Origin of the sequence: Limnohabitans sp. MORI2 (genome assembly GCF_027925025.1) — a bacterium.
Lineage (GTDB): Bacteria > Pseudomonadota > Gammaproteobacteria > Burkholderiales > Burkholderiaceae_C > Limnohabitans.
Map to the genome: position 1 here is coordinate 1,165,313 of NZ_AP027058.1, position 25,876 is coordinate 1,191,188.

The 25,876-nt window shown below is 54.4% G+C and carries 25 protein-coding genes, 2 tRNA genes and 1 pseudogene; 9 read left to right on the plus strand and 19 right to left on the minus strand.

All coding sequences use genetic code 11. The features are described 5' to 3' along the window. Positions 1 to 16: 16 nt before the first annotated feature. The 4 genes from rbfA (at position 17) to QMG27_RS05915 (ending at position 4,524) form a co-directional block, all read left to right on the plus strand. Positions 17 to 388 carry a 30S ribosome-binding factor RbfA gene (gene rbfA / locus QMG27_RS05900; RefSeq protein ID WP_281814284.1) on the plus strand — a complete coding sequence of 124 codons (372 nt, stop codon included), beginning with the start codon at positions 17 to 19 and terminating at the stop codon, positions 386 to 388. 52 nt (positions 389 to 440) lie between these two features. Further along, the gene (gene truB / locus QMG27_RS05905; protein WP_281814286.1) at positions 441 to 1,415 is read left to right on the plus strand and encodes a tRNA pseudouridine(55) synthase TruB; all 975 of its coding nucleotides are present in this window, start codon (positions 441 to 443) and stop codon (positions 1,413 to 1,415) included. A 15-nt stretch (positions 1,416 to 1,430) separates the two neighbouring features. Further along, positions 1,431 to 3,248, plus strand: coding sequence for a translational GTPase TypA (gene typA, locus QMG27_RS05910; protein ID WP_281814289.1), 1,818 nt, complete (start codon positions 1,431 to 1,433; stop codon positions 3,246 to 3,248). Between the two features lie 142 nt (positions 3,249 to 3,390). After that, positions 3,391 to 4,524 carry an enoyl-CoA hydratase/isomerase family protein gene (locus QMG27_RS05915; protein ID WP_281814291.1) on the plus strand — a complete coding sequence of 378 codons (1,134 nt, stop codon included), beginning with the start codon at positions 3,391 to 3,393 and terminating at the stop codon, positions 4,522 to 4,524. 57 nt (positions 4,525 to 4,581) lie between these two features. Here QMG27_RS05915 and QMG27_RS05920 read toward each other — a convergent pair whose 3' ends face one another. From QMG27_RS05920 to QMG27_RS05950, 7 genes are all read right to left on the minus strand, one after another. Beyond that, a complete protein-coding gene (locus tag QMG27_RS05920; protein ID WP_281814292.1) occupies positions 4,582 to 5,496 on the minus strand; it encodes a CaiB/BaiF CoA-transferase family protein in 915 nt (304 codons plus the stop codon). A gap of 82 nt (positions 5,497 to 5,578) precedes the next feature. After that, positions 5,579 to 6,964: an OprD family outer membrane porin gene (locus tag QMG27_RS05925; protein WP_281814294.1), complete on the minus strand. Its 1,386-nt coding sequence runs from the start codon at positions 6,962 to 6,964 to the stop codon at positions 5,579 to 5,581. Positions 6,965 to 6,998: 34 nt separating this feature from the next. Beyond that, positions 6,999 to 7,790 carry a molybdate ABC transporter substrate-binding protein gene (gene modA, locus QMG27_RS05930; RefSeq protein WP_281814296.1) on the minus strand — a complete coding sequence of 264 codons (792 nt, stop codon included), beginning with the start codon at positions 7,788 to 7,790 and terminating at the stop codon, positions 6,999 to 7,001. A 23-nt stretch (positions 7,791 to 7,813) separates the two neighbouring features. Then, positions 7,814 to 8,788: a tripartite tricarboxylate transporter substrate binding protein gene (locus tag QMG27_RS05935; RefSeq protein WP_281814297.1), complete on the minus strand. Its 975-nt coding sequence runs from the start codon at positions 8,786 to 8,788 to the stop codon at positions 7,814 to 7,816. A gap of 15 nt (positions 8,789 to 8,803) precedes the next feature. Continuing rightward, complete coding sequence (tcuB, locus tag QMG27_RS05940; protein ID WP_281814299.1) at positions 8,804 to 9,976, minus strand: tricarballylate utilization 4Fe-4S protein TcuB; 1,173 nt, start codon at positions 9,974 to 9,976, stop codon at positions 8,804 to 8,806. Continuing rightward, positions 9,963 to 11,396 (minus strand): FAD-dependent tricarballylate dehydrogenase TcuA, encoded by a 1,434-nt coding sequence (gene tcuA, locus QMG27_RS05945; RefSeq protein ID WP_281814302.1) that lies wholly within the window; start codon positions 11,394 to 11,396, stop codon positions 9,963 to 9,965. The genes tcuB and tcuA overlap by 14 nt, the downstream gene beginning before the upstream one ends. Before the next feature lie 54 nt (positions 11,397 to 11,450). Next, complete coding sequence (locus QMG27_RS05950) at positions 11,451 to 12,380, minus strand: LysR family transcriptional regulator (RefSeq protein ID WP_281814304.1); 930 nt, start codon at positions 12,378 to 12,380, stop codon at positions 11,451 to 11,453. A gap of 87 nt (positions 12,381 to 12,467) precedes the next feature. Here QMG27_RS05950 and QMG27_RS05955 point away from each other — a divergent pair. Together QMG27_RS05955 and QMG27_RS05960 are read left to right on the plus strand one after the other, a co-directional pair. Further along, a tRNA-Pro gene (locus QMG27_RS05955) sits at positions 12,468 to 12,544 on the plus strand. 42 nt (positions 12,545 to 12,586) lie between these two features. Next, positions 12,587 to 12,663, plus strand: a tRNA-Arg gene (locus QMG27_RS05960). 17 nt (positions 12,664 to 12,680) lie between these two features. Here QMG27_RS05960 and QMG27_RS05965 read toward each other — a convergent pair. Together QMG27_RS05965 and QMG27_RS05970 are read right to left on the minus strand one after the other, a co-directional pair. Next, on the minus strand, positions 12,681 to 13,625 hold the full coding sequence (locus QMG27_RS05965; protein WP_281814306.1) for a hypothetical protein: 945 nt from the start codon (positions 13,623 to 13,625) through the stop codon (positions 12,681 to 12,683). A gap of 56 nt (positions 13,626 to 13,681) precedes the next feature. Then, on the minus strand, positions 13,682 to 14,221 hold the full coding sequence (locus QMG27_RS05970; protein ID WP_281814308.1) for a hypothetical protein: 540 nt from the start codon (positions 14,219 to 14,221) through the stop codon (positions 13,682 to 13,684). A gap of 122 nt (positions 14,222 to 14,343) precedes the next feature. On the opposite strand from QMG27_RS05970, the gene QMG27_RS05975 reads away from it, so the two are divergent. Further along, positions 14,344 to 15,600 carry a VCBS repeat-containing protein gene (locus QMG27_RS05975; RefSeq protein WP_281814310.1) on the plus strand — a complete coding sequence of 419 codons (1,257 nt, stop codon included), beginning with the start codon at positions 14,344 to 14,346 and terminating at the stop codon, positions 15,598 to 15,600. Between the two features lie 3 nt (positions 15,601 to 15,603). Here QMG27_RS05975 and QMG27_RS05980 read toward each other — a convergent pair whose 3' ends face one another. The 6 genes and pseudogenes from QMG27_RS05980 to QMG27_RS06005 all read right to left on the minus strand — a co-directional run. Further along, on the minus strand, positions 15,604 to 16,308 hold the full coding sequence (locus QMG27_RS05980; RefSeq protein WP_281814313.1) for a glutathione binding-like protein: 705 nt from the start codon (positions 16,306 to 16,308) through the stop codon (positions 15,604 to 15,606). A 9-nt stretch (positions 16,309 to 16,317) separates the two neighbouring features. Further along, complete coding sequence (locus QMG27_RS05985; protein WP_281814316.1) at positions 16,318 to 17,580, minus strand: acyl-CoA dehydrogenase family protein; 1,263 nt, start codon at positions 17,578 to 17,580, stop codon at positions 16,318 to 16,320. Between the two features lie 27 nt (positions 17,581 to 17,607). Next, positions 17,608 to 18,690: a phosphotransferase gene (locus QMG27_RS05990; RefSeq protein ID WP_281814319.1), complete on the minus strand. Its 1,083-nt coding sequence runs from the start codon at positions 18,688 to 18,690 to the stop codon at positions 17,608 to 17,610. A 13-nt stretch (positions 18,691 to 18,703) separates the two neighbouring features. Further along, on the minus strand, positions 18,704 to 19,423 hold the full coding sequence (locus tag QMG27_RS05995) for a Crp/Fnr family transcriptional regulator (protein ID WP_281814322.1): 720 nt from the start codon (positions 19,421 to 19,423) through the stop codon (positions 18,704 to 18,706). Between the two features lie 79 nt (positions 19,424 to 19,502). Beyond that, entirely contained in the window at positions 19,503 to 20,282 is a 780-nt protein-coding gene (locus QMG27_RS06000) for an enoyl-CoA hydratase (RefSeq protein WP_281814325.1), read from the minus strand. Between the two features lie 6 nt (positions 20,283 to 20,288). Then, positions 20,289 to 21,212, minus strand: a pseudogene (locus tag QMG27_RS06005) (3-hydroxyacyl-CoA dehydrogenase family protein); the annotation flags it as partial. Between the two features lie 174 nt (positions 21,213 to 21,386). Here QMG27_RS06005 and QMG27_RS06010 point away from each other — a divergent pair. Then, the gene (locus QMG27_RS06010) at positions 21,387 to 22,052 is read left to right on the plus strand and encodes a glutathione S-transferase (protein WP_281814327.1); all 666 of its coding nucleotides are present in this window, start codon (positions 21,387 to 21,389) and stop codon (positions 22,050 to 22,052) included. A 15-nt stretch (positions 22,053 to 22,067) separates the two neighbouring features. On the opposite strand, the gene QMG27_RS06015 is transcribed toward QMG27_RS06010, so the two are convergent. The 3 genes from QMG27_RS06015 to lexA are packed head-to-tail and all read right to left on the minus strand — an operon-like array spanning position 22,068 to position 24,040. After that, positions 22,068 to 23,075, minus strand: coding sequence for a D-2-hydroxyacid dehydrogenase family protein (locus QMG27_RS06015; RefSeq protein ID WP_281814330.1), 1,008 nt, complete (start codon positions 23,073 to 23,075; stop codon positions 22,068 to 22,070). A 58-nt stretch (positions 23,076 to 23,133) separates the two neighbouring features. Continuing rightward, entirely contained in the window at positions 23,134 to 23,370 is a 237-nt protein-coding gene (locus QMG27_RS06020; protein ID WP_281814332.1) for a hypothetical protein, read from the minus strand. Between the two features lie 13 nt (positions 23,371 to 23,383). Beyond that, positions 23,384 to 24,040, minus strand: coding sequence for a transcriptional repressor LexA (lexA, locus tag QMG27_RS06025; RefSeq protein ID WP_281814334.1), 657 nt, complete (start codon positions 24,038 to 24,040; stop codon positions 23,384 to 23,386). 95 nt (positions 24,041 to 24,135) lie between these two features. Between lexA and QMG27_RS06030 the strand changes: the two genes are divergently transcribed. Continuing rightward, complete coding sequence (locus QMG27_RS06030) at positions 24,136 to 25,041, plus strand: asparaginase (RefSeq protein ID WP_281814336.1); 906 nt, start codon at positions 24,136 to 24,138, stop codon at positions 25,039 to 25,041. A gap of 127 nt (positions 25,042 to 25,168) precedes the next feature. On the opposite strand, the gene adk is transcribed toward QMG27_RS06030, so the two are convergent. Beyond that, a complete protein-coding gene (gene adk / locus QMG27_RS06035; protein WP_281814338.1) occupies positions 25,169 to 25,825 on the minus strand; it encodes an adenylate kinase in 657 nt (218 codons plus the stop codon). Positions 25,826 to 25,876: the final 51 nt, after the last annotated feature.

The window sequence follows — 25,876 nt, forward strand, 5'->3', positions numbered from 1 at the left end:
GTTTGTGCGATGAGGCATGGCACGTAAACCGAGCAGCACCCCTAACCGCAGCTACCAAGTGGCCGACCAGATCCAGCGCGACCTGGCCGAGTTGATCTCGCGTGAGTTGAAAGACCCACGCGTGGGTATGGTCACGCTGCAAGGCGTGGAAGTGACGCCCGATTACGCCCATGCCAAAGTGCATTTCAGCGTGTTAAACGGCGACCCCGTGAAGACCGGGGAGGGCTTGAACCAAGCTGCAGGTTTCTTGCGTAATGGCTTGTTCAAACGCTTGCACATCCACACCGTGCCTACGTTGCACTTTGTGTATGACCGCACGCCTGAACGCGCATCAGACATGAACGCCTTGATTGCCAAGGCCGTCGCTTCCAAAGCGAAGGACGACTGACATGAGCGCCGTGGGGCAGTCACAAGGAAGCGCGAAGCCTTCCAACACACGTATGCCGCGCGTTCGCGTGCAACGACGCCCTGTGCATGGCGTGTTGTTATTGGACAAGCCGATGGGTTTGTCCAGCAACGATGCGCTGCAAAAAGCTAAATGGTTGTTACGTGCTGAAAAAGCTGGCCACACCGGTACGCTTGATCCGTTGGCTACTGGCGTGTTGCCTCTGTGTTTTGGCGCTGCCACCAAATTCAGTCAGCTCCATTTGGATGCTGACAAAACCTACGAAACCACTGTGCGCTTGGGTGTCAAAACCAGCACGGCGGATGCCGAAGGTGAAGTGACTTCAGCGCGTCCTGTCACTTGCACCGTGGGTCAAGTGGTGGAGGTGCTAGACCGTTTCATGGGGCCGATCACGCAAGTGCCGCCCATGTACAGTGCCTTGAAAAAGGACGGTAAAGCTTTGTACGAATATGCGCGCGCGGGTGAAACCGTTGAGCGCGAACCACGTCATGTGGTGATTCACGATTTAGAGCTGCTAGACATGCAGCTCAATGGCGATGCGCCGTTTTTGCGTTTGCGCGTGGTGTGCAGCAAAGGCACGTACATCCGTACTTTGGGCGAAGACATTGCCGAGGCTTTGGGGTGTGGTGGTCATTTGAGCGCCTTGCGCCGTGTGGCGACAGGCCCGTTTGTGGCGGCGGATTGCGTGACGTTGGAAGACCTCACGGCGATGGCAGAGCCCGCGCGCGAAGCGCGCTTGATGCCTGTCGAGTGTTTGTTGTCAGACCACACCGCTGTCACATTGGATGCGGAAAATGCAGGTCGCTTTTTGAGCGGTGTGCGTCGTCGTGGCGCTTGGACTGACCAAGACCGCGTGTGTGTGTTTGGAGAAAAACCACGTGCTTTGCTGGGCAGCGCCCACGTCAAAGCGGGGGAGTTGATTCCGGGGCGATTGTTGAGTCCCCTTGAAATTCAACAAATTTTGGAAAGATCGTCTGCCAACCAGCCCTCGCTGGCCGAGCAGGCATAAAGGAAGAGAAAAAGCATGAGTAAGCAAATTCGCAACATCGCCATCATCGCCCACGTTGACCATGGCAAAACCACCATGGTTGACCAGTTGCTGCGTCAATCGGGTACCTTTGCTGACCACGAAAAAGTGGTTGACACCGTGATGGACAACAACGCCATCGAGCGCGAGCGCGGCATCACCATCTTGGCGAAGAACTGCGCCGTGAGCTGGGAAGGCACACACATCAACATCGTTGACACCCCTGGTCACGCGGACTTCGGTGGTGAAGTGGAACGTGCGTTGTCGATGGTTGACGGCGTGGTGTTGTTGATCGACGCGCAAGAAGGCCCCATGCCTCAAACCCGCTTCGTGACCAAAAAGGCCTTGGCTTTGGGCTTGAAGCCCATCGTTGTGGTGAACAAGGTGGACAAGCCTGGCGCGAATTGCGACAAGGTGGTCAACGCCGCTTTCGACTTGTTTGACAAACTCGGCGCAAACGACGAACAACTCGACTTCCCCGTGGTGTACGCCTCCGGCATCAACGGCTGGACGTCGTTGGAAGAGGGTGCTGCTGGCGAGCAGTGGGGCCCCGACATGTCAGCTTTGTTCAACACCATCTTGAAGCATGTGCCGCCGAACAGCGGTGACCCTGAAGCACCTTTGCAGTTGCAAATCTCTGCGCTTGACTTCTCTACCTTCGTTGGCCGTATCGGCGTGGGCCGTGTGAGCCAAGGTAAGGTCAAGCCCGGCATGGACGTGTTGGTCATGGAAGGGCCTGATGGCTCATCTGTGAAAGGTCGTGTCAACCAAGTGTTGACCTTCCAAGGTTTGGATCGCGTGCAAGTGACTGAAGCTGGCCCTGGCGACATCGTGTTGATCAACGGTATTGCCGACATCGGCATTGGCGTGACAGTGACTGATCCCAATAATCCTGCACCGATGCCCATGCTCAAGGTGGATGAACCCACCCTGACCATGAACTTCTGCGTGAACACCTCGCCTTTGGCAGGCCGTGATGGCAAGTTTGTGACCAGCCGCCAAATCTGGGACCGCCTGCAGAAAGAGCTGCAGCACAACGTGGCCCTGCGCGTGAAGGAAACCGACGAAGACGGCATTTTTGAAGTCGCTGGTCGCGGCGAATTGCACTTGACCATTCTGTTGGAAAACATGCGCCGTGAAGGCTACGAGTTGGCGGTGTCTAAGCCACGCGTGTTGTTCAAAGATGTGAATGGCGAGCGACATGAGCCCATCGAGTTGGTGACAGCCGACATCGAAGAAGAGCACCAAGGCGGCGTCATGCAAGCCTTGGGTGAGCGTAAAGGTGAATTGGTCAATATGGAACCCGATGGCCGTGGCCGTGTGCGTTTGGAATATCGCATTCCTGCCCGTGGCTTGATTGGTTTCACCAACGAATTCTTGAACTTGACCCGTGGCTCAGGTTTGATCTCCAACATCTTTGACAGCTACGAGCCACACAAAGGCGACATCGCTGGTCGTAAAAACGGTGTGTTGATCTCCATGGACGACGGTGAAATCTTCACCTACGCCTTGGGCAAGTTGGACGACCGTGGCCGCATGTTTGTGAAGGCCGGCGACCCTGTGTACGAAGGCATGATTGTGGGTATCCACAGCCGTGACAACGACTTGGTGGTGAACGCCACACGTACCAAACAGCTCACCAACTTCCGCGTGTCTGGTAAAGAAGACGCCGTGAAGATCACGCCTCCGATCGACCTCACACTCGAATACGGTGTGGAATTCATCGAGGACGATGAGTTGGTCGAAATCACGCCTAAGAGCGTGCGTCTGCGCAAGCGCTTCTTGAAAGAGCACGAGCGCAAGCGCAACAAGTGATCCACTTGTTTTGAAAAAAGCCGAGGTTCGCCTCGGCTTTTTTACGTCTCGACTTTTGATGTGTCGCGCGGGTGCATCTCAGTTGTTTGATGGGATATTGAATTGAAGAAAATACACATCAGTATTTGAAAAAGGAGTCACCATGTCCACCTACACCACCGACGTGCACGCCGAGCGCGTGGGCCATTTGGGTTTGATCACCCTCAATCGCCCCAAAGCTTTGAATGCGCTTTCGTTGGCCATGGTGCGCGAGCTCAACCATGTGTTGCAGCAGTGGCAAGACGATGCGCTGATCAAGGCAGTCGTGGTGCGCGGTAGCAACAAAGAGGGACCCTTCGGTGCCTTCTGTGCAGGTGGTGACATTCGTTACTTTCACCAAGCCGCGCTGAGCGGTGACGTCACGCTGGAAGACTTCTTTACCGAGGAATACAGCCTCAACCACTTAATTCAAAACTACAGCAAGCCCTACATCGCGTTCATGGATGGCATCGTCATGGGCGGCGGTATGGGCATCAGCCAAGGTGCAGCGCTGCGCGTGGTGACTGAGCGCACCAAGATGGCGATGCCCGAGACGCACATTGGCTTGTTCCCAGATGTCGGCGGTGGTTATTTCTTGGGGCGTTGCGCTGGTCCTGCATGTCCCGCCTACATGGGTGAATATTTGGCACTCACGGGCTATGTGCTGCGCGGCGGTGAATCGTTGCATGTGGGCTTGGCCGATGTGTGTGTCGATTCAATGGCCTTGCCTGCGCTGTGGGATGCGTTGCAGCAGCATGAGTGGGCCACTGGCGATGCTGTGGTGAAGTGGCTACGCGAACAGGCGGAGGCCTCCACTGCGCAAGCATTGACTCAAACGCCAGCATGGCAAGCTGCCCGCATTGATCAGGTGTTCGGCTTAGCCACAGTGGCAGACATGGAGCAAGCCCTGCAAGGCGATGATGAATGGTCGATGCAAACCTTGAAGGCTTTGCACCATCAATCGCCGTTGATGCTGTGTGTCACGCTAGAGCAAGTCCGCAGAGGTAAGAACATGACGCTTGCCGATGACTTGCGCATGGAGCGAGATTTGGTGCGTCATTGTTTTCAGACCGACCATTTATCTCGTCGCGGCGTCAGCAGTGAAACGGTGGAAGGCATCCGCGCTTTGGCGGTTGACAAAGATCACACACCGAAGTGGCAGCCCTCGCGCATTACGGATGTCACGTCAGAGATGGTGTTGCCATTTTTTGAAAGCCCCTGGCCTGCATCAGCGCATCCATTGCGCCATTTGCGCTGAAGCACATAGAAATACGCCCCTATGCAAGGGGCGTTTTCTTTTGGGTCACAAGCGTATTCAGCGCGGAAGCGTGTGCAAGGGAATGTCTTTGCTGCTGGCCAGCTTGTCGAGTTGTGCGCGAGTTTGCGAGGTCAAGAACTTGGCAATCGCTTCATGCGTGCTGCGTTTGTGCATTTGCATGGCCGCTTGTTGGGGCAAGCCTGCGGCTTCACACAGACGTGCTGCAAAGTGCGGTTCTAAGGCGGCCACTGCCACGCGTCCATTTTTGCAGGGGTAAATCTTGTAGCCCGCATGTGCGCCACCTACATCGCCGCTGGGCAGCGTCAGGCCCCAAGTGCGGGGGAGCGCTAAGTAGGCGGATGCCTCGCACAACGCAACTTCGTGGAACACGCCTTTACCTTGTGTACGGCCTGGGCGTTGACGCAAGAGCAAGGCTTGCAGCACCGCTTCTGTGGCAAACAAAGAGCCACCCATATCGGCATACAAGCTCGCGGGCATTTCCAGCCCATTCACCAAGCCGCTGTCTGCTTGGTAGGTCAAGTCGTGTCCTGCTTCTTCTGCACGTTCACCAGGTGCACCCACGATGCTCACCACGCAGAGCGCAGGGTAGCGCTTGTGCAGTTCTTTCCAGGCTAAGCCCAGCTTGGTCAACGCCGATGGGCGAAACGAAGTGATGAGCACATCGGTCTGTGCCAGCTGTTTGTGCAGAGCGGCTTGGCCACGTTCAGACTTCAAATCGGCTTGCAAAACCTTTAAGCCTTGGTGCATCACCTCATACGCAGCGGGTTTGTAAATACCCATGGGGTCCGCCGTGGACATGCCTTTGGGCGCCAGCGGTTCAAGCTTGGTGCACTTAGCGCCCATGGCCTGCAGCCGCATCACTGCGGCTGGGCCGGGTAGATTCAAAGCGAGGGTGAGAACACGAATACCTTTGAGTGGTTTTGTGACTGCGGCCATGAGATTACTTGTCATTACTTAATTATCTATGTTTCATACCAAATGAAAAAGCCTGCTAATTGAGCAGGCTTTTAATGCGCTTAAAACTACAAGTCGATTAGAAGAAGCGATAGGTGTAATCTACATAGATACGATGATCTTCGCGGAATGCTTTACTTCCTCCTTCTGTAATTGCTTTTATCGTACCTGTGACATGTGCTTCGTATTTCAAATAGTTATAGCGAAAGGTAAGGCCTTTGATCGATGGTGTTGCATAGATGATGTCGTACTCTCGCTCACTTTCACGCCCAGAGCCCAGTGAGGCTTGGTAGTTGTTTGTAGCGCCAGTGCCAAGTTTGTATTTGACAGCGGTTTTTAAGCCGTTGACATACTTGTTCCAATCGTAAGTGGCACGAACCATACGGGCCAATTCGCCGTTGTTGGTCATGTCATTGCCTGACGTGGAAGCAGTTGGGAAGAAGTTACTTCCATGATCTTGTATGAGCGAACCTTTGCGTGAAACGTTGCTTGCTGCAAAGTTGTCTTCTATCCACAAGCCATTGAATTTCGCGATAGCACCTCCAATTGTCCAGCTACCAGTTTTCCACTCCAAGTCTAAAAATTTTCCTTTGCCGTCATTTTTGCAATTGGTCGTACCAGTTGGGTAATCGAGCTCTTTTTCTGCCGCACATGTAAACAGAGATCCGTCATCAGCAGTTGTTGATATGCCCGCCGTTAGCTTGAGTGTTTCTTTGTTTGCCAGGGTAAATGTGTAGGACCCCATCAAGCCGTACTTTTGCAAATAGTTTTTTGAATTCAAAGATTCAAAATCAATTTGAATGGGGCCATTTATGTATTGAGTACCGTAAATCGTTACTGTGTCGATGATGTTTTTTGTCACCCCTTTGTTGTTAGTTGAATCGACAGGCACTTCAGTGCCGAATTTTTGAAACTTATCGCCGCTCCGTGGCAACCATGAGTCGTAAACAGAACCATAGACTTTAATTTCAGACGTTGGTCTGACACTAAACGAATAGCCCGAAAACGTATCTGGAACTGCGCGGCTATTTGTGCTTTTCAGAAGCAAACTGTTGTGCAACTGTCTACCGATTTTTGCCTCTACCAAATCACCGTGCTTGAGCTTCATGTAGGCTTGCCCCATTTGCGACCAAGAGTTCACAACTTTGGTGCTGTCAGCTGTATCGTTTGGGAGCATTTCGTTTTTCTGAACGGATGACTCACCAAGCTTGTTCACTTGAAACAAGCTGGCATCGATCCCAATGAAGTCTGAAAAATATGGTGATTTATATTCGAGTTGATTACCCAGAGCAAGTTGTCGGAAGTCTCCAGTTGTTGTGGTTTTGTCAACGTCGACGTCGAACTGAACTAGACGTGTTTTTAGCTCGAGCGAGTGACCAGTCGTATCAATTGCAAATGCTGTTGACGATGTAAAGACCATGCCAATGGCTGTAGCAATGAGAGTTTTGTTTGATCGATTTTTCATGGGTGTTTCTGATTGTTTATTGAAAGATGAGTCGTTACTTGGCTGATACGGGATCAAGACCTGTGCTGCGGATCACGTCAGCGACTTCTGGAGATTGAAAGAATTTGATCAGTTGCTTGGCTGTGTCTTGCTCGGTCGAGCCTTCCACCAAACCCGCAGAGAAGAAGATGGTTTGCTGCACAGACTCGGGCAAAGTGCCAATGAAGTCGAGCTCTTTGAAATAAATCAACTCGCTCACCTGCTGAAAGCCAAGCTCAGCATCGCCGCGTGCCACCACAGCACCCACGCGTTCGCTCATGATTTTCTTGGCCGTGTCTTTGAGTTGCTCGGCCACACCAAGTTTAGGAAACAACTCAGTCGATAAATAGGTACCACTGGCACTGGCTGAGTAGGCGATGGATTTGGCATTCAGCAAAGTTTGCTTCAAGGCTTCGACGGTGCTGATGTCGGGCTTTGGGGTGCCTTTGCGCACCGCTGCGCCGATTTGTGAACGCACCAAGTCCACACGGCTACCTGGAATGACATTGCCTTTTTTCACCATGGCTTCTAAGCCGCCGTCCGACAAAATGATCAAGTCAAACTTTTCACCACGAGCGAAGCGTGAGGGAATCGAGTCGGGAGCATTGCCCACCGATGCCCCAAACGAACTGATCACTTTGTGACCCGTTTGTTTTTCAAACTCTGGCACGAGTTTTTTGTAGGCCTCGGTGAATGCGCCAGATGTGATGACCCGAATTTCTGCCGCTTGTGCAATGTGGGATGCGGCAAGGAATAAGCCAAGGCCAGCGAGCAGCAGGCGGCGGGTGAGGATGTACGAAGTGTTCATGTGTTGTCTCCTAGATTTTTTATTTATTCGCCTGTGATTTTTCGTTCACGAATCACGCGGCCCCATGTGGCTGACTCTTTGGCGATGTACTTGGCCAATTCATCGCGTGTGCCGGGTTGTGGGGTAAGGCCATGGCTGTTGAGTTGCTCCACCACATCAGGTGACTTGAGCACTTTGACCAGCTCGGTGTTCCAGCGGTCCAAGATGGGTGCGGGCACTTTGGACGAAGCCACAAACGCATACCAGTTGGTGGCACTGAAGCCGGGGTAGCCAGACTCTGCAATGGTTGGAATTTTGGGCAGCTGCTTCAAGCGTTGTGCGCCGGTGCTGGCCAAAGGAATCAGTTTGCCGTTGTCGATGTAGGCTTGTGACGTGGAATAGGTTGAGAAGTAAGCGGCAACGCGGCCACCTAGCAAATCTTGCAAGGCAGGTGCACCACCTTTGTAGGGGACGTGCACGGTGTCAATGCCGGCCATGTCGTCGAGCAACTCACCAGCGAGGTGGGACGCCGACCCTGGGCCTGTCGAAGCGTAGTCGAGTTTCTTGGGGTTCTTTTTGGCGTAGGCAATGTATTCGGCAAAAGTTTTGATGCCTGTGCCCGCATGGACCACCAAGACATTGGGAAAGTTCACGCCCATGGTGATGGGGGAGAGATCTTTGACGGGGTCGTACGCGATCTTCATCATGTGTGGCGCAATCGTGAGCGGGCCCACAGAACCAAACAAAATTGTGCTGCCATCGGTTGGGCCATTGGCCGCAAATTGATGCGCGATGTTGCCGCCCGCACCACCACGGTTGTCCACCACCACAGAAGCACCAATGTTGTCGCCCAATTTCTTGGCGATGATGCGTGCTGCTGTGTCTGCTGCACCGCCCGCTGCAAAGCCCACCACCATGGTGATGCTTTTCTTCGGTGGAAATTCTTGTGCTTGGGCTGTAAAGCTGCTGAGGCCAAGCGCCAGCAAGGCGCAGGTGTTGATGAAATTACGTTTGTTCATGGTTATCCTTTCAAATTAATCGCTGCCCAAACCGATGGTGTTGGGTTGTCTCTTTTCTACTGAATACCGCAGCAAGGCGGCTGTTCTAAAAATGCCGTGTGCAAACTTGCCGTACGGCAGGGTGGCAAACAAGGCCATCACCACGCCCAAATGAATGGCCAGCAAAGCGGGCATCGCTGTGCTGCCACGACCTAGCCACAATACCAAGCCGCTCAAGCTGATGAAAAACAGCAAGGCGATGAAGCCCAAGTCCATGGGTTTTTGCGCGACATCGCCATGCGATGGGTGGCGTTGCAAGTTGAGTTTGAATAAGCCTGCGGTGCCTAGCAACAAGCTCACGCCACCGATGACACCCAACACTTTCGGAAGGCTTGGTAAGTCATAAGGGGCCGCCCAGCCGAGGGCGTAGTGGTAGACCGTGGCCAAGCTGGTCGCTGCAAAACACAGCACGAAGCCGTAGAAGGTGAGGTGATGTGCGCGGCGACGCGAGAGGGTGAAGGCATCGTCTTTGTTGTTGCACCCTTCGCCGTGACCGCCATCCAAATACTTCAAGCGCAACACGTCGTGTGTGGCTTCACCAGCGGCAGGCGGTGTGAGTGCTGCACCGCTGGTGGCAGGTGTGATGTCACGCCAAAAGCGGCGCACACCCAATGCCAGCGCAAGTACAGCAAACAAGAACACGGGGGCAAACATGCCTACCAGCAAGTTGTGCGGAAACAGGTTGTAAAAGTTGCCCGCCAGCTGGTTAGAAAGCAATGTGCCGTTCATTTGCAGCGTGAGCAACAAAAAGATCGACAAGCCTGCGGCCAAGGCCAAAGACAAGGTGAGGCCGTTGCGTTTGTAGAGCGCACCGAGTGCCGGTGGCCATGCATAGTCTGCATAGGTTTGCCCACGAACTTGGGCCATGGCTTGTGGCACGTTGACGGCAAACTCGTGGGGCGGTGCATATTGGCATGCATGCAAGCAAGCACCGCAGTTGTGACACAGGTTGGCTAAGTAATGAATGTCTGCTTTGTCAAACGCCAAGCGCCGTGTCATGGCTGGGAACATGGCGCAAAAGCCTTCGCAGTAACGACAAGCATTGCAAATTTGGAGCTGTCGCGCCACTTCAGTTTCGGGGGCTGACAACACGACTTCGCCATTGGCCAAGGCGCGTGCATCGCGTGTGAGGGCATCAAGCGTTTGCATGTGCTGCCTCCTTCAAAGCCAAAGCCGCTTTAGCGGCTTGTGTGCCTGCAATGCGACCAAAGGCCGTGCCAATTGACATGCCCACACCGGCGGTATAGCCCTTGCCTAGTACGTTGCCAGACATCATTTCGCCCGCGACAAACAGATTGCTGCTTGGCACATCGTTGAAGCGAACTGCAGCAGTCTCGTCTGTTTTCAATCCAAGGTACGTGAAGGTCACGCCTGGGCGCAGTGCATAGCCATAGAAAGGCCCTGTGTCGATGGGGCGAGCCCAATGCGTTTTAGCAGGCGTCACGCCTTCGGTATGGCAATCGTCCAATTTGGTGTGATCAAACGTGCCGATGCGGCAGGCATGGTTGTAGTCGTTGAGGGTGTGCATGAACGTGTCCACGGGCAAGCCAAGTTTTTGTGCAAGCTCTGGTAACGTGTCGGCCTGCACGCCAGGGAAGACGGGCGGCATGAAGCGACCAATGGCCTTGGCATCAATGATGGAGTAGCCAATTTGCTCCGGTTGTTGGGCGACCAAACGTCCCCAAATGGCGTAACGCTTGGGCCAAAAATCTTCACCTTCGTCGTAGAAGCGTTGACCATCGCGGTTGACCACCACGCCAAGTGACACACAGTCAATGCGCGTACAAATACCACCGTCGTACAGCGGTGCGCGTGCATCAATCGCCACCATATGGGCTTGGGTGGGGTCTCCAATTCGGTCAGCGCCGTGCGCCAACATGTGCTTGAGCAGCACGCCTTGGTTGAATTGCGTGCCTCGAATCAGGAAGTTGTCGGCAGGCCATTCGCCGCGCTCGTTTTGTCCCCATGCCTCGCGCAGCCATTCGCGGTTGGACTCAAAACCACCAGCGGCCAAAACGCAGGTTTTCGCGGTGATGCGCTCGTTGCCCACATACGCGGCCACAAAACGTCCGTTCTCAATGTCGAGTTTGTCGACGGGGGCGTTGTAGCGAATTTGCACGCCCAATTTTTCTGCGCTGCGGAAATACGCATTGACCAACGCTTTGCCACCGCCCATGAAAAATGCATTGGTTCGGGCCACATGCAAAGCGCCTGAGAGTGGGGGCTGGAAATGCACGCCATGCTTACGCATCCAATCGCGGCAAGTGGATGAAGCTCGGATGACCAAGCGTGCCAGCTTTTCGTTGGTGATGCCGCCAGTGACTTTGAGCAAGTCTTGCCAATATTCTTCTTCGGGATAGGCGTCAACCAGCACGTCTTGCGGTGCATCATGCATGCATCGCAGATTGCGGGTGTGGCCTGAATTGCCGCCGCGCCATTCGCGTGGTGCGGCTTCGAGCAGCAGCACCGAGGCACCGGCCTCGGCTGCCATCAGGGCTGCGCATAGGGCCGCATTACCGCCACCAATGACCAAAACGTCGGGTTCGTTTGTACGTGCTTGGGTTGTCATGCCCCAGAGTGTCGGGCGAAACAGTTATGTTGAGAAGTGAAATATCTGTGATGATTATTTCGTTTTGCGCATTAATTGAGTTTTCGATGTTTTGGGCTTGAGGTGCGCTTTTTGAATCAACTCATAAAAAGCCTGGGCAGCTGGCGAGAGGCTGGTGTTTTTGTGCCTCAGCAAAGCCACTTTCCGTTTGACCACTGGGCCGGTTAAGGTGATCTTGCGTACGTGCGCACGGTCGCCTTCCAGTAAAGTGGATGAGGGCAGGATGGCACAGCCTACGCCCGCCGCAACCAAGTTGATGGCTGTTGCGTGATGCTGAACTTCATAGTTGCCGCTCAGTCGAATGCCGTGCTTGGCCAACTGGTAGTCCATGAAGACCCGTGTAGCCATGAAGTTGCTCACCACGATCAAGTCTGCTTCACGCATATCCGCCCATGTGACCGAGTCTCTGCCATGGAGTGGGTGGGTGTCACGGCAGATGAACACCAAGGGGTCGTCGAATAGCGGGGTTTCAACTAAATCAGGGTGGGTTTCACCATTGACCGCAATCCCGATTTCAGCTTGGTGGTTGAGTACAGCTTGACGCACTTCATAAGAGGCGGCATCTAACAAGCGGATGCGGTTGCCAGGGCACACATCGGCATATTGGCGAATCAGCTGAGGCAGCATGTGCGCTGCCATGCTGGGCACACAGGCAAGGGTGAAGTTGCCTTTGGCGTGTTGAGACATGTCTTTGAGACGTCCGACGGCGGTTGTCATCTCATTCACGATGGCGCGTGCTTGGGGCAAAAAGTCTCGGCCAACCGCCGTCATTTCAACTCGCCGCGTGGTGCGGTCGAGCAGTTTCAGGCCTAAATAGGCTTCAAGTTTTTGCACGCGGCGTGTCAGTGCAGTTTGCGTGATGTGCAGCTGTTCTGCGGCTTTGTTGAAGCCGCCGAGCTCGGCTGTGACCACGAACGCTTGGATGCCATCAAAATCTATTTTCACGGCTCAATTGTGGATGAAGATCGGTTGGCTGATTTTCGTATCAGCAGATTTAGAAAACAGGTGATTTGCGGGTTACAATGGCGAGATCGGGGCGTAGCGCAGCCTGGTAGCGCATCTGGTTTGGGACCAGAGGGTCGTAGGTTCGAATCCTATCGCCCCGACCACAAAAGCAAAAAAGGCCTCGTTTTCGAGGCCTTTTTTCATTTCTGTCCGTAGCTCAGTTGGATAGAGCAACAACCTTCTAAGTTGTGGGTCACAGGTTCGATTCCTGTCGGACAGGCCATTTTTCTTGAGTCGCTGTCAGTTAAACAGCCAATCAGGGTGCAGTGCCACATAGCAGTGCTTTTCGCCCAGGAAATGTCCATCGGGACTCACGCAAAAGTTGGCGCGACGGAACTTTTTTTCGTCCGTCAACACATATGAGCGGTATAGCTCTTTGCTGTGTAAGCCGGTCTTGTCTTTGGGAAACAACATCATGAGGCGTGTTGAGCCACATTCGCCCATCTTGATGCATTCTTTTTCCGCTTTGACATCGGTATAGAACTCAATGTAGACGGCCCCCGGAAATTTGGTGTTGGCCTTGGCAATCTTGATCATGCATGGCATGTCTTGCGCGCGTGGCAATCCCATACGATCTGCGAAGGTGTTCATCTCTGCCAAGACGGTTTCTTTGAACTTGGTCTTGATGGTTTTGTGGCATACAAAGTAGTCGGCGTATTTGTTGGTGAACATCACCGGCGTGAGAGGGCGGTTGTTGCCATCGAGTTTGATCACCGCAGGGTCATACACCGCGCTGACTGCAGGCACAGCAGGCTTTTTGGCATCCTTGCCATGCCCACCACCGTGACCACCGTCCTTTTTAGGTGCGCCGTGACCGTCATCTTTTTTCTTTTCCTCTTTTTTAGTCGGGGCCCCGTGACCATCGTCCTTCTTCTCCTCTTTCTTTGGAGGAGCGCCATGGCCATCATCTTTTTTGCCATGGTCGTCTTTGGCTGCCGGTTTGTGCTCCTTCGGTTCAGCCTTGGGCACCTCTTGCGGTTCTTCAAACTTGGGCTTAGCTACACGCTTGTAGACGTAGCCACTTCGTCCCTTTTCGCCTTCTTCTTCGACATAGTCAAACTTGGGCTTGGGCGGCTCTTCTTTGGCTGCAGGTTTCTTGGGCGGGTCATTGGCTAAAGCTGGCGAGTTGATGAAACTCGTCAGAACCAATGCTGCAGCGATGAAGGAAGAGGAAAGAAAACGCATATCCCTAGAAGATCGACTGTTCAAGGGGAGGCTTTAGCCCCTGCGGCAAAAAAGCCTCAGGGCACGGTGTAGCAGGTTGTATCGGGGTAGTGCTTACCTTTGTCTGTCACGCATTGCTGAGAAATCAGCTTGCGGGACATGTCGGACAAAAAGTAGGAGCGGTACAGCACTTTGTCTTTAGGAATCAAGCTGACACTGCGAAAGATGGGACATTGTTCGTTACGTACGCAGGCTATGAGGCGCTGTTCATTGACGTAGAGATGGATGTTCACGCGCCCAGGGGTTAGGCTTTTTTCGGTGCCAATGCTGACCACACAAGCATCACCTTTGACGAATGGCAACTCCACCAGTTCGGCAAAGTAGTTCATTTCAGCCACTAACAGCTCGCGAAACCAGGGGGCCACGATGCCTTTGCAGTCGTAGTAGTCCAGTTTTGTGGTGTGCACCAAAATATCAGTGAACGGTTTGTTCTTGGGTCCCAACAGCAGCATGGGTTCAGGGCCCGATTGCGGTGGGCGTGCGAGCAAAGCACGTGATGCTGAAGGTTTATCTTGCGCAAGCACGCCCGTCCACACAGACAGGAGCAGGCAGGTCAACAGGAAAAACTTTTTGAACATGACGTCTTTTGAATCGGTTGGAACAGAGCTAACTTTATCAGTTTGTCAGTTTGTTTTTCATCGATCAAGTAAAGTGAGAATGGGTCGATTCAAATCTACAGATGAATTACAAGCTGTTATCACTGCTATGGTTGTGTGCTCTCGCTCTCATTGGGTGCGGAGGGGGAGGGGGCGGATCTACGTCATCTTCGCCGTCAGCGAGCCAAAATGTTGATTCATGGCCAATTTATGCCGCGCTGGCAAGTGCGACCAGCTCGTATGCCAATAAAAACGATACCCGTTTGCTGCGCTCCCAAATTGACGATGTGAAGTCTTTGCCTGGAATTAGTAGCTTTGATGCGAATGAACTCGCTACTAGTCCTGTTTCTTTGACGTTTGGCGATTTTTTTCAAGATGGGCAACTGTCTGCTTTTGTGGTCGTGAAACGCAGTGGCGGGCAGGCGGGTAAGGTTTATTTCTTGCGATGGAAAGATGATTCGAAATGGGTCGATGACACAGCCCGCATTCTTTCAAATCGCGCGGCCTGTGTGAACAATCAATATGCGATTACCTCAGACTTCAACAACGACGGAAAACCTGATGTGTTTTTGTCATGTGGGGGTACCGTTGAAGAGGAGCAGTTGGTGTTTTTAAGCTCAAGCAACGGCGCTTACACACGTGTTGGGACGGGCCTGATTTTGAAAGGCAATCGTGCATCGGCTGGAAAAATTGACGGAGATAACTATCCTGATTTGGTGCTTTCCAATAAGGACGGTACAACGCATCTTGAGTCGCTGATGGTGTTCAGAGGCACAGGCGGATCAGTGGCCCCTTTTGAAGATAAAACGTCTGCATGGCTGACCAATTGCCTTGTGAACCAAGGTCAATATTCGCCCCCTACGATGCCCGTACGTGTGGAGCAAGTATTTCTCATCCCAACGCTAAACAATCGTCTTGATCTGGTGGTGAGTGGCGAGTTGAGCTCAGGCGTAAAGAGTCAGATGTGGATGAAAAATCAATCCACGCCGCCATTTTTTACCAATTGCACATCGGGGACTTCGAATCTATTTCCTACCGTGTCATTCAGCGGTGATACGGCGATCATGATGGATTTGTTTTATGTTTCTAGCACTGATAGTTTTTATGGGTATATGCAAACGGCAGCAGGGAATGCCGCGGGCATGAAAAAGTTTCCTGTCAACAGCCACACATCACTGAACCTCGGCAATGGCACGTTGGCCACGCCGGGTTCTAATCCAGCTGGTGGATTCCCTGGCATGTTTCGTTTGAACGGCTCTAATCAGTTCATCGCTTACGACGCGGGATGCTCTGGTACGGCTTCGGGTACGCGATGCGGATTGGTATTTAGCGCCAATTGAGCCTCATTTGGACGCGTACTGAGTTTTCCCAAACAAAACCTCTTTGGCTTTGTCATCCTGCAAGGGCTTGCGCAAATCAGCCAACACCTGCACACCACGTTGGACAGCCGGGCGTGCAGCAATCAAATCAAACCAAGCTTTGAGGTGAGGGTAGTCAGCCCAGTCAATGCCCTGGTTTTGCCAGCTGCGTAGCCACGGAAAGATGGCGATGTCAGCAATGCTGTAGCTGTTGCCGCCAATGAACTTGCTGGTCTGTAAACGCTTGTCCATCACGCCATACAAGCGCTTGGCTTCGTTGGTGTAGCGGTTGTAGGCGTAGTCAATCTTCTCAGGCGCATAGATGCGAAAGTGGTGGGCTTGCCCGAGCATTGGCCCCACGCCCCCCATTTGAAACATCAGCCACTGCAACACTTCAAACTTGGCGCGGTCGCTCTTGGGTAAAAACTTGCCTGTCTTCGAGGCGAGGTACAACAAAATCGCACCCGATTCAAAGACGCTGATAGGTTTGCCATCAGGTCCATGGGGATCAACCAAGGCTGGAATTTTGTTGTTGGGGCTGATCTTCAAGAATTCAGGCTTGAACTGATCACCTTGGCCAATGTTGACAGGGTGTGCTACCCAATCGCGGCCCAGTTTCAAGCCACACTCTTCAAGCATGATGTGGACTTTGTGTCCGTTGGGCGTGGCCCATGAGTAAACGTCAATCATGTGTCCTCCTTAGCTGCCGCGCGTGATCGGCATGTCAATGTCTTGTGGTGCGCTGGCGATGTGCCGCGCGAGCTCGAGTTTGGCGATGGACTGACGGTGCACTTCATCAGGGCCATCGGCCAAGCGCAGCCAACGCTGGGTGGCGTAGGCATAAGCCAATGGGAAGTCATCCGACACACCTGCTGCGCCATGAGCCTGCATGGCCCAGTCAATTACTTGGCTGGCCATGTTAGGGGCAATCACCTTGATCATGGCAATTTCAGAGCGTGCTTCTTTGTTACCCACGGTGTCCATCATGTAGGCCGCTTTGAGTGTGAGCAAGCGCGCTTGCTCAATCATGATGCGCGACTCGGCAATGCGTTCGTGCCATACGCCTTGGGCCGACAAAGGCTTGCCAAATGCCACACGGCTGTTGAGGCGTTTGCACATCAATTCCAGCGCGCGTTCGGCTGAGCCAATGGTTCGCATGCAATGGTGAATACGTCCAGGGCCCAAACGACCTTGTGCAATTTCAAAGCCACGGCCTTCACCCAGCAATAGGTTTTCAACGGGCACGCGCACATTCGTGAGACTCACCTCCATGTGCCCGTGCGGTGCATCGTCGTAGCCAAAGACGCTCAAGGGGCGAATGACTTTCACGCCAGGGGTGTTGGCAGGCACGACGACCATGCTTTGCTGAGCGTGCTTCGGCGCAGTGGGGTCTGTCTTACCCATCACGATGTACACCGCACAGCGTGGGTCACCTGCGCCTGAGCTCCACCACTTGGTTCCATTGATGACGTAGTCATTGCCATCGCGCACGATGCTGCATTGGATGTTGGTGGCGTCAGACGATGCAACGGCTGGCTCCGTCATCAAAAACGCTGAGCGGATCTCGCCGCGCAGCAAGGGCTCTAGCCATTGGTCTTTGAGAGCTTCACTGGCGTAGCGTTCCAATGTTTCCATATTGCCCGTGTCGGGGGCAGAAGAGTTGAACACTTCAGCTGCAAAAGGGACGCGACCCATGATTTCGCACAAAGGGGCGTACTCCAAGTTGCTCAGACCTGTTGGGGCGCGCGGGCTGTGGGGCAAAAACAAATTCCACAAGCCCGCTTTTTGCGCGAGTGGTTTAAGCTCTTCCACCAGTTGGGTGGGTACCCAAGCATTGCCCTTGGCTCGGTTGGCGGCAATTTCTTCGAAGAAGCGTTGTTCATTCGGGTAGATGTGCGCATCCATAAAAGCCAGTAACCGAGCTTGTAGGTCTTTGACTTTGTCGCTGTAATCGAAGTTCATGGGGTTTCCTTGTCTCGTTGTATTTTTTTAGGCGCGTTGTGCAAACTTCCATGCCAGCTCTGCCATGGGGCGTGCACCTGCACCGTTGGCTTTGGCTTGATCGCTTGAGGCTGTGCCGGCTTCCACACGTTTGGCAATGCCTTGCAAGATGGCTGCAATGCGGAACATGTTGTACGCGAGGTAAAAATTCCAATCAGATTTCAAGTCGGCAGGTGTGGCTAACCCAGTGCGGTCGCAATAACGGCGAATGTTCTCGTCTTCGCTGGGAATGCCCAAGGCCGCGATGTCGACGCCACCAATGCCTCTGAAAGTGCCAGGTGGAATGTGCCATCCCATGCATAAGTAGCTGAAGTCGGCGAGTGGGTGTCCTAGCGTAGACAGCTCCCAATCCAGCAATGCCACCACGCGTGGCTCGGTGGGGTGGAACATCAAGTTATCAAGGCGATAGTCGCCGTGCACGATGCTCACCTTGCTCTCGTCTTTGGCACTGGCGGGCATATGGGCGGGTAGCCATGCCATGAGCTTGTCCATGGCATCGATCGGTTGCGTGATGGATGCGATGTATTGCTTACTCCAGCGACCAATTTGGCGCTCGAAGTAATTACCGGGGCGGCCATAGGTTTCAAGACCACGCTCTGCAAATTTGACCGTGTGCAAGGCGGCAATCACACGGTTCATCTCATCGTAAATGGAAGCCCGCTCGGCGTTTGATTGGCCCGGTAGGGTTTGGTCCCACAGGACACGGCCTTCGATGTGTTCCATCACATAAAACGCGCGTCCGATGATCGATTCGTCTTCGCACAGCACATGCATTTGAGGTACAGGCACGTCGGTGCCGTACAAGCCCTGCATTACCTTGAACTCGCGTTCAATAGCGTGGGCTGAAGGCAGTAGCTTGGCCACTGGGCCAGGCTTGGTGCGCATCACGTAGTTTTTGCGCGGCGTGACGAGTTTGTAGGTGGGGTTGGATTGCCCGCCCTTGAACATCTCCAGCGAGATGGGGCCTTCAAAACCCGTGAGGTTGGCGCTGAGCCACGCGTTCAGCGCAGCTGTGTTGACGCTGTGTGCGCTGGGCATGGGCTGGGCGCTGGTTGTGTCGTCCCGGCTCATGCGTGGGCTCCTGTCAGTGGTCGGCTTCGCTGATGTGTAGCAAAGCGTCGCGGTTGCGAATCACCAAGCCGCCTGGTTCGATGCGAATGGCATCCTCGCGCTCCATGGCTTTGAGCTCTTGATTCACGCGTTGGCGTGAGGCACCCAAGAGCTGCGCCAGTTCTTCTTGAGCGAGTTGCAACCCAATGCGAATTTCTTGGCCATTTGTGAGGCAAGGCACGCCATAGCTTCGCGCCAAGTGCAAGAGTTGCTTGGCCAAACGCGAGCGCAGTGGCAGGGTATTGAGGTCTTCCACAAGACCAAACAGCTGACGAATGCGACGCGCTTGCAGGCGCAGCATGGCGTCGTAAAACTCCACATGCTGGGCGAGAATTTTTTGAAAGTCCGCTTTGGCCACACAAAGAATAGATGTGTCGCCATGCGCGTACACATCGTGTGTGCGTCGGTCTCCGTCCAAGATCGCCACGTCGCCAAACCAAATGCCGGGCTCCACATAGGTGAATGTGATTTGCTTGCCCGACAGCGAGGTCGAGCTCACGCGTACGGCGCCCTTGGCGCACGCCATCCACTCGTCGGCTGAGTCGCCGCGAGCTGCAATCAAGTCGCCGTCTTTGCATCGTTTGACGTAAGCGCATCGAAGAATGTCGTGCCTGAGTGAAGGTGAAAGAGATGAGAACCAACGTCCTGCGTTGATGGCCTCGCGTTCTTCGATGTTAAGAATAGGATCGTCCATAGCCTGTCTTTTGTGTGACCTGAAAGTAAGAATTTGTCACTCAGGAGACCCGCGGCGGTGGCGGGTGTGAGTGCAGCGGTTATTTGTAGTTGGGTGTTTCTTGGTTGAGAAAGGCTTGTATGCCAATGCCTGCGTTGGGGTGATGCAAGTTTTTTACAAACTGATTGCGCTCTTGCGCCAATTGGGCGGTGAGGCTGTTCATGCTGGCATCGTTCACCAGTTCTTTGATGCTGTTCATCACATTGGGGGCGCGTGCATTGATGCGTTCAGCCAAGGCCAAGGCTTCAGACAATGCATGCCCCGAATCGACCACACGGTTGACCACGCCAAGCTCATGCAAGCGTTGCGCGCTGATGCGATCACCCAAGAGCAGCAACTCAGTTGCCAACTGTCGCGGCAGCATCTTTGTCAGATGCCAACTCGCACCTGCATCGGGTGACAAGGCCAAGTTGCTGTACGCCGTGGCAAACACGCTGTTTTGCGCAGCCACCACCAAGTCGCACATCAGCGCGAGTGAAAAGCCAGAACCGACCGCCGCACCTTCAACCGCAGCGATGATGGGCTTAGGAAAGGTGCGAACGGCCTCCATCCAGCTGTGCAAGCTTTCAATGATTTGCGCTTGAACCTCGGCGGGTTGTTCACGGTTGGCTTTGAGGCGCTGTACATCGCTGCCGGCGCAAAAGTGTGCGCCTTCGCCGGTGATGACCACACTGCGAATGTCAGGGTTGGTCTCGGCCACATTGAGCGCTTCAATGCCAGCGGCGTACATGGCTGGGCCCATGGCGTTGCGCAGCGCAGGGTCTGACAAGGTCAAGATGAGGGTTTGACCTTGGTTGGTGCTTTTGAGTTCCGCGCTCATGAGGGGTTAGCTTTCGATGTGCATGAGGCTCAAGCCCAAGGCGCCGCGACGGCGTAGCCAAGGGCTAGGGCGGTAGCGTGTGTCGCCGTACACGGTTTGCACATTGAACAGCACTTCTAAGATTTCCGTCGGGCCGTATTTGTTGCCCATGGTGAGCGGGCCCATGCTGTGGCCCAAATCCGCTGCGCCTGTGGCTTCGATCTCTTCGGGTGTACACAAACCCTGTTGGCACATGTCGCAAGCGATGTTGATGATGTTGGCCACCACGCGTTGCGTGACAAAACCACCGCTGTCACGAATCACCGAGACTGCTTTGTCATCGCGGGCAAACAAGGCGTGTGCTGCATCGCGCATGTCCGCGCGTGTGGCGGGGCTGGTGGCCAGCACGCGGCGTTGGGTGAGCTTGTCGTCAATCAGCATGTCGATGCCAATGGTGCGGGCGGGGTCGAGGCGCTCGACGATGGCGACGGTTGTCACGTCAAAACCCAAGGGCGCAACGATAGACAGCGCTTGTGCCGATGGCGACGCACCCGTTTCAATTTTGGCGCCCAAGTCCTTGAGCAATTGCAACAGCTCGGGACGGCGCATGGCGCGTGTAGACACCCACACAGGGGGCATTTCTGCCACGCTGGGTATGGGTTGCTCGGCGGGCATTTGCGCTTCGCCATTCGCGTAGGTGTAAAAACCTGCACCAGTTTTCTGACCCAGCTTGCCTTCGTTGATACGTTGCGCTGCGATGTCGCTTGGGCGGTAACGGGGCTCGTTCAAGTACTGTTGGTAGACAGAGGTGATCGCCTCGTGTGCCACATCAATGCCAGTCATGTCGAGCAGTTGGAACGGGCCGAGCTTGAAACCTGCTTGGTCGCGCAAGATACGGTCAATGGTGGCGAAATCGGCCACGCCCTCCGATGCGATTTGCAGCGCTTCTGTGGCGCCTCCCAAAATGCCAATGGTTTTGTAGATGGAATTCATGGCGAAGATTATGGCCGAGGCTGTCTGGCCTTTTGAGTTGCACTTGGGTGACACCGATACCGCGTTTCTCGCGCTCAGCCGCATGGGCCTGTGACAGAATGAATTCGGTCCTTATTGACTGGAGTACTTTTCATGACCCTCAAGCTTTGCGGTTTCGCTGTCAGCAACTACTACAACAAGCTCAAAATTCAGCTGCTTGAAAAAGCCGTGCCGTTTGAGGAAGAACTCGTCTGGGTCATGCCAGCTTCGCCCGAGACCTTGCTGCGCTCGCCCATGGGCAAGGTGCCTTTTTTAGAAACACCACAGGGCTGTATCAGCGAATCTGCGGTATGCGCTGAATACATTGAGCAGGCTTACCCACATCACCCCTTGTTGCCTGCAGATCCGTTCAAGGCGGCCAAAGTGCGTGAAATCATCACCTACATTGATTTGCATGTGGAGCTCGTGGCCCGAGAACTTTACCCAGAAGCTTTCTTTGGCGGCAAGGTTGATGATGCGGTCAAGACGCGTGTGCGCAAGCAACTCACCAAAGGTGTGGCGGGTTTGACCAAACTGCTGAAGTTCTCACCCTATGTGGCAGGAGACACCTTCACGCTGGCTGATTGCTCGGCCATCGTGAGCTTGCCCTTGGCTTCTCTTGCTTCCAAGTCCGTGCTTGGTGAAGATTTGTTAGCGCATTTGCCGATCAAAGCATATAGCCAGCAAATGGCCGAGCGTGCCTCGGTGCAAAAAGTCAACGAAGACAAAAAGGCTTGCATGGCCTTGATGGCCGAGCGCATGGCCAACAAGGGGCGCTAGATCCGCAGGGGCTGATCAGCGGCGTACTTGCAGTGCGCCAGGGTTGACGATGTTGGTGGGCGTACCCTTGATGAAGTTCACCACATTGTCAAACGCCGTGCCGAAATACAGCTCGTAGCTGTCTTGTTCCACGTAGCCAATGTGGGGCGTGCAAATGCAGTTTTCCAAACGCAGCAGCGCCTGGCCTTGCATGATGGGCTCACTCTCAAACACATCAATGGCGGCCATGCCTGGACGTCCACGGTTGAGCGCGGTGATGAGCGCGTCGGGTTCAATCAACTCAGCACGAGAAGTGTTCACCAGCAATGCGGTGGGTTTCATGCGGGTTAAATCTGCAAGTTTCACGATGCCCCGTGTTTCGTCGACCAAACGCAAATTCAGCGACAACACATCACACTCTTCAAAAAACACCTCGCGTGAGGGGGCGACATTCAAGCCATCTTTGGCTGCACGTTCTCGCGAGGCTTCACTGCCCCACATCACCACGCGCATACCAAATGCTTTGCCGTAGCCGGCCAGCAGTTGACCAATCTTGCCGTAGCCCCAAATGCCGAGGGTTTTGCCGCGCAGCACTTGCCCCAAACCAAAGTTGGGGGGCATGGAGCCAGCTTTGAGCCCCGACTGCTGCCAAGCGCCGTGTTTGAGGTTGCTGATGTATTGAGGCAGGCGACGCATGGCTGCCATGATGAGTGCCCATGTCAATTCAGCGGGAGCGATAGGAGAGCCAGAACCTTCGGCCACAGCAATGCCGCGTTCGGTACAGGCTGCAATGTCGATGTGAGAGCCGGCCTTGCCGGTTTGGGAGATGAGTTTAAGCTTGGGGAGTTTGTCCAGCAGCTGACGGGTGATGTGGGTGCGTTCACGGATCAACACCAGCACTTCGGCATCACGCAGCCTGACAGACAACTGGCCAACGCCCTTGATGGTGTTGGTATAAACCTTAGCGGGATACGCTTCTAACTTGGACGCGCAATTGAGCTTGCGCACGACATCTTGGTAGTCGTCGAGGATGACAATATTCATCCCTCAATTGTGCCTTGTGACACAGGCCCCACACGTGGCGTGAGGCCATAGATGTGCATCAATGACGGTTTTCGAGTTCGGCCAAACGGTCTAGCTCAGCGCAGACATCGGCCATGCGTCCAGAGATGACCATGCGCCCTGCTTGACTGCGGTGGTGTTGGGCTTCCATCACGCGTGCCACGCGCAATGGCAAAGGGCGAGGTGTGCTTTGCAAGGCTTGTGCTGGCATGAAGCCGCGAACAACGTTTTGCAGAGGGTTGAGGAGGCGATAAGCGCCGAAAAGTGCGAGGCTCATGGTCGTTCTTTCTTTACATCATCATGGTGTTACGGATGAGGCCAACGGCCAAACCCTCAATTTCAAAAGGCTCACCAGGCTCGACCACAATCGTTTTGAAGTCGGGGTTCTCGGCAAGCAGCTCAATGTGGCTGGCGGTTTTGCGAAAGCGCTTGACGGTCACGTCTTCGCCCAAACGTGCCACCACGATTTGGCCGTTCTTGGCGTCGCGGGTGGATTGCACGGCCAACAAGTCGCCATCCATGATGCCTGCGTCGCGCATGGACATGCCGCGCACACGCAGCAAGTAGTCAGGCTTGCGGGCAAACAGGCTGCTTTCGACAAAGTAGGTTTGATCGACATGCTCTTGTGCCAAGATGGGGGAGCCAGCCGCGACGCGACCCACCAAGGGCAATGAAAAACCAGAAGGCGAGGCGCTGAAAGTGTTGTCTTGGTAGCTGCGTGTGTTGCCACCTTTGAGGCGAATGCCACGAGAAGTGCCACTGACTAGCTCGATGGCACCTTTGCGGGCCAAGGCTTGTAAGTGTTCTTCGGCCGCGTTAGCCGACTTGAAACCCAGCTCGGCGGCAATTTCAGCACGGGTGGGGGGCGAACCGGTGTTGGCAATGGCAGACTGGATGAGTTCCAGAATCTGTTGCTGACGGGCGGTGAGTTTGGGCATTTCAATCATCGGTTCGACTCCTGCACAATGTGTGTCTTGAGGGATGTACCTGTTTGCACATCCAGTAACTGTATTTTTAACCAGCTTTTTGAGTTTTGCAAGCCATGAATGCAAAAAAAACTAAAAAAATCGTTGTTTTAGCCACAGGCGGCACCATTGCGGGCTTGGCCAGCGATGCGCAACAGCCCCAAAACTACACGGCGGGCCAAGTGGCCGTGGAGGATTTGTTGCATGGTGTACAACCCAGCGGCTTTGAGGTACTGAGCGAGCAGGTGGCCCAAATCGACAGCAAAGACATGTCGTTTGCAGTGTGGCAAAGCTTGCTTAGCCGCTTGGCGCACTGGTTGGCGCAAGACGATGTGCAGGGCGTTGTCATTACCCACGGCACCGATACGCTGGAAGAAACTGCGTATTTTTTGCAAACGGTGTTGCACCCCGCTAAGCCAGTGGCACTGACCTGCGCCATGCTGCCCGCCAATGCCCCCGACAGCGATGGCCCTGCCAACTTGCAAGACGCATTGGCGTGGGTGCAAAAGCCAGCAGCCAAAGGTGTGACCGTGGTGTGTGCAGGCCAAGTGCATGCGGGCGATGCAGTGCAAAAAAGCCATAGCCATCAGCGCAACCCATTCACCTCACAAGCGTTGGGTGCCCATCCGCAATCTTTGCAAGTGCCAACCGTGGCTCAGGTGTTAGCCTGCAAAGCTTGGCCGCGCGTGGAGTTGGTGCTCAACCATGCAGGTGCCGATGGTCGTACGGTGCGTGCCTTGATGGCCCACGATGCACCTCAAGGTTGGGTCGTGGCTGGCACTGGCAATGGCACTTTGCACCAAGATCTGCAAGCCGCATTGCTAGAGGCGCAAAAGCAGGGCGCACAAGTGCTGCGTGTCTCGCGCTGCGCCTGGGGTGGCGTGCAAACGCGTGATGCCGATGTATTTCCCCATGCAGGGGTGCTGACCGCTGTGCAAGCGCGTGTGGCGTTGCTGTTGAACCTCATTGCTCAGCAAGCTTAAGTAAAGCAAGCCACGGCACACAGATGGCTCAACAAACGCCACGAGCCTGAGCCATTCATCAAGTCAGCCATAAAAAAAGCCGCTCTACAGAGCGGCTTTTCTTTGCAAGCGTGATGCTTGACGCGAATTAAGCGGCGAGGGCTTGGAACGCGCGTTCTTTGATTTCTTCCACAGTGCCTGTGCCGCTGATGGCGCGGTACTTGGGGGCTGCAGCGGCGTCGGCCTTGGCCCAGCCAGAGTAGTAGTCCACCAAGGGGCGGGTTTGGGCGCTGTACACATCCAGACGCTTCTTGACGGTTTCTTCTTTGTCGTCGTCGCGCTGAATCAGAGGCTCACCGGTCACGTCGTCTTTGCCTTCCACCTTGGGTGGGTTGAACTTGACGTGGTAAGTGCGACCGCTGGCCACGTGGGCGCGGCGGCCGCTCATGCGTTCGATGATCGCGTCAAAAGGCACGTCGATTTCGAGCACGTAGTCCAGCTTCACGCCAGCCGCTTTCATGGCGTCGGCTTGAGGGATGGTGCGAGGGAAACCGTCAAACAAGAAACCGTTGGCGCAATCGGCTTGGGCGATGCGTTCTTTGACCAAGTTGATGATGAGGTCATCGCTCACCAAACCACCGGCATCCATCACTTTTTTGGCTTCGATGCCCAGCGGCGTACCGGCCTTCACAGCGGCGCGCAACATGTCGCCGGTGGAGATTTGAGGGATGCCGTATTTTTGGCAAATGAAGGTGGCCTGTGTGCCTTTACCGGCACCGGGGGCGCCCAACAAAATGAGTCTCATGTGTGGTCCTAAAGAACGATACGTTTTAATACTTAGGCGAGGATAGCACGC

Coding starts and splice junctions, on each gene's coding strand:
- rbfA (WP_281814284.1), top strand. CDS start 17: ATGGCACGTAAACCGAGCAGCACCCCTAACCGCAGCTACCAAGTGGCC.
- tcuA (WP_281814302.1), bottom strand. CDS start 11,396: ATGACAACCCAAGCACGTACAAACGAACCCGACGTTTTGGTCATTGGT.
- truB (WP_281814286.1), top strand. CDS start 441: ATGCCGCGCGTTCGCGTGCAACGACGCCCTGTGCATGGCGTGTTGTTA.
- QMG27_RS05965 (WP_281814306.1), bottom strand. CDS start 13,625: ATGCGTTTTCTTTCCTCTTCCTTCATCGCTGCAGCATTGGTTCTGACG.
- typA (WP_281814289.1), top strand. CDS start 1,431: ATGAGTAAGCAAATTCGCAACATCGCCATCATCGCCCACGTTGACCAT.
- QMG27_RS05980 (WP_281814313.1), bottom strand. CDS start 16,308: ATGATTGACGTTTACTCATGGGCCACGCCCAACGGACACAAAGTCCAC.
- QMG27_RS05975 (WP_281814310.1), top strand. CDS start 14,344: ATGAATTACAAGCTGTTATCACTGCTATGGTTGTGTGCTCTCGCTCTC.
- adk (WP_281814338.1), bottom strand. CDS start 25,825: ATGAGACTCATTTTGTTGGGCGCCCCCGGTGCCGGTAAAGGCACACAG.
- lexA (WP_281814334.1), bottom strand. CDS start 24,040: ATGATTGAAATGCCCAAACTCACCGCCCGTCAGCAACAGATTCTGGAA.
- QMG27_RS05990 (WP_281814319.1), bottom strand. CDS start 18,690: ATGAGCCGGGACGACACAACCAGCGCCCAGCCCATGCCCAGCGCACAC.
- QMG27_RS05915 (WP_281814291.1), top strand. CDS start 3,391: ATGTCCACCTACACCACCGACGTGCACGCCGAGCGCGTGGGCCATTTG.
- QMG27_RS06020 (WP_281814332.1), bottom strand. CDS start 23,370: ATGAGCCTCGCACTTTTCGGCGCTTATCGCCTCCTCAACCCTCTGCAA.
- QMG27_RS06015 (WP_281814330.1), bottom strand. CDS start 23,075: ATGAATATTGTCATCCTCGACGACTACCAAGATGTCGTGCGCAAGCTC.
- tcuB (WP_281814299.1), bottom strand. CDS start 9,976: ATGCAAACGCTTGATGCCCTCACACGCGATGCACGCGCCTTGGCCAAT.
- QMG27_RS06010 (WP_281814327.1), top strand. CDS start 21,387: ATGACCCTCAAGCTTTGCGGTTTCGCTGTCAGCAACTACTACAACAAG.
- QMG27_RS05985 (WP_281814316.1), bottom strand. CDS start 17,580: ATGAACTTCGATTACAGCGACAAAGTCAAAGACCTACAAGCTCGGTTA.
- QMG27_RS05925 (WP_281814294.1), bottom strand. CDS start 6,964: ATGAAAAATCGATCAAACAAAACTCTCATTGCTACAGCCATTGGCATG.
- modA (WP_281814296.1), bottom strand. CDS start 7,790: ATGAACACTTCGTACATCCTCACCCGCCGCCTGCTGCTCGCTGGCCTT.
- QMG27_RS05935 (WP_281814297.1), bottom strand. CDS start 8,788: ATGAACAAACGTAATTTCATCAACACCTGCGCCTTGCTGGCGCTTGGC.
- QMG27_RS05920 (WP_281814292.1), bottom strand. CDS start 5,496: ATGACAAGTAATCTCATGGCCGCAGTCACAAAACCACTCAAAGGTATT.
- QMG27_RS05995 (WP_281814322.1), bottom strand. CDS start 19,423: ATGGACGATCCTATTCTTAACATCGAAGAACGCGAGGCCATCAACGCA.
- QMG27_RS06000 (WP_281814325.1), bottom strand. CDS start 20,282: ATGAGCGCGGAACTCAAAAGCACCAACCAAGGTCAAACCCTCATCTTG.
- QMG27_RS06030 (WP_281814336.1), top strand. CDS start 24,136: ATGAATGCAAAAAAAACTAAAAAAATCGTTGTTTTAGCCACAGGCGGC.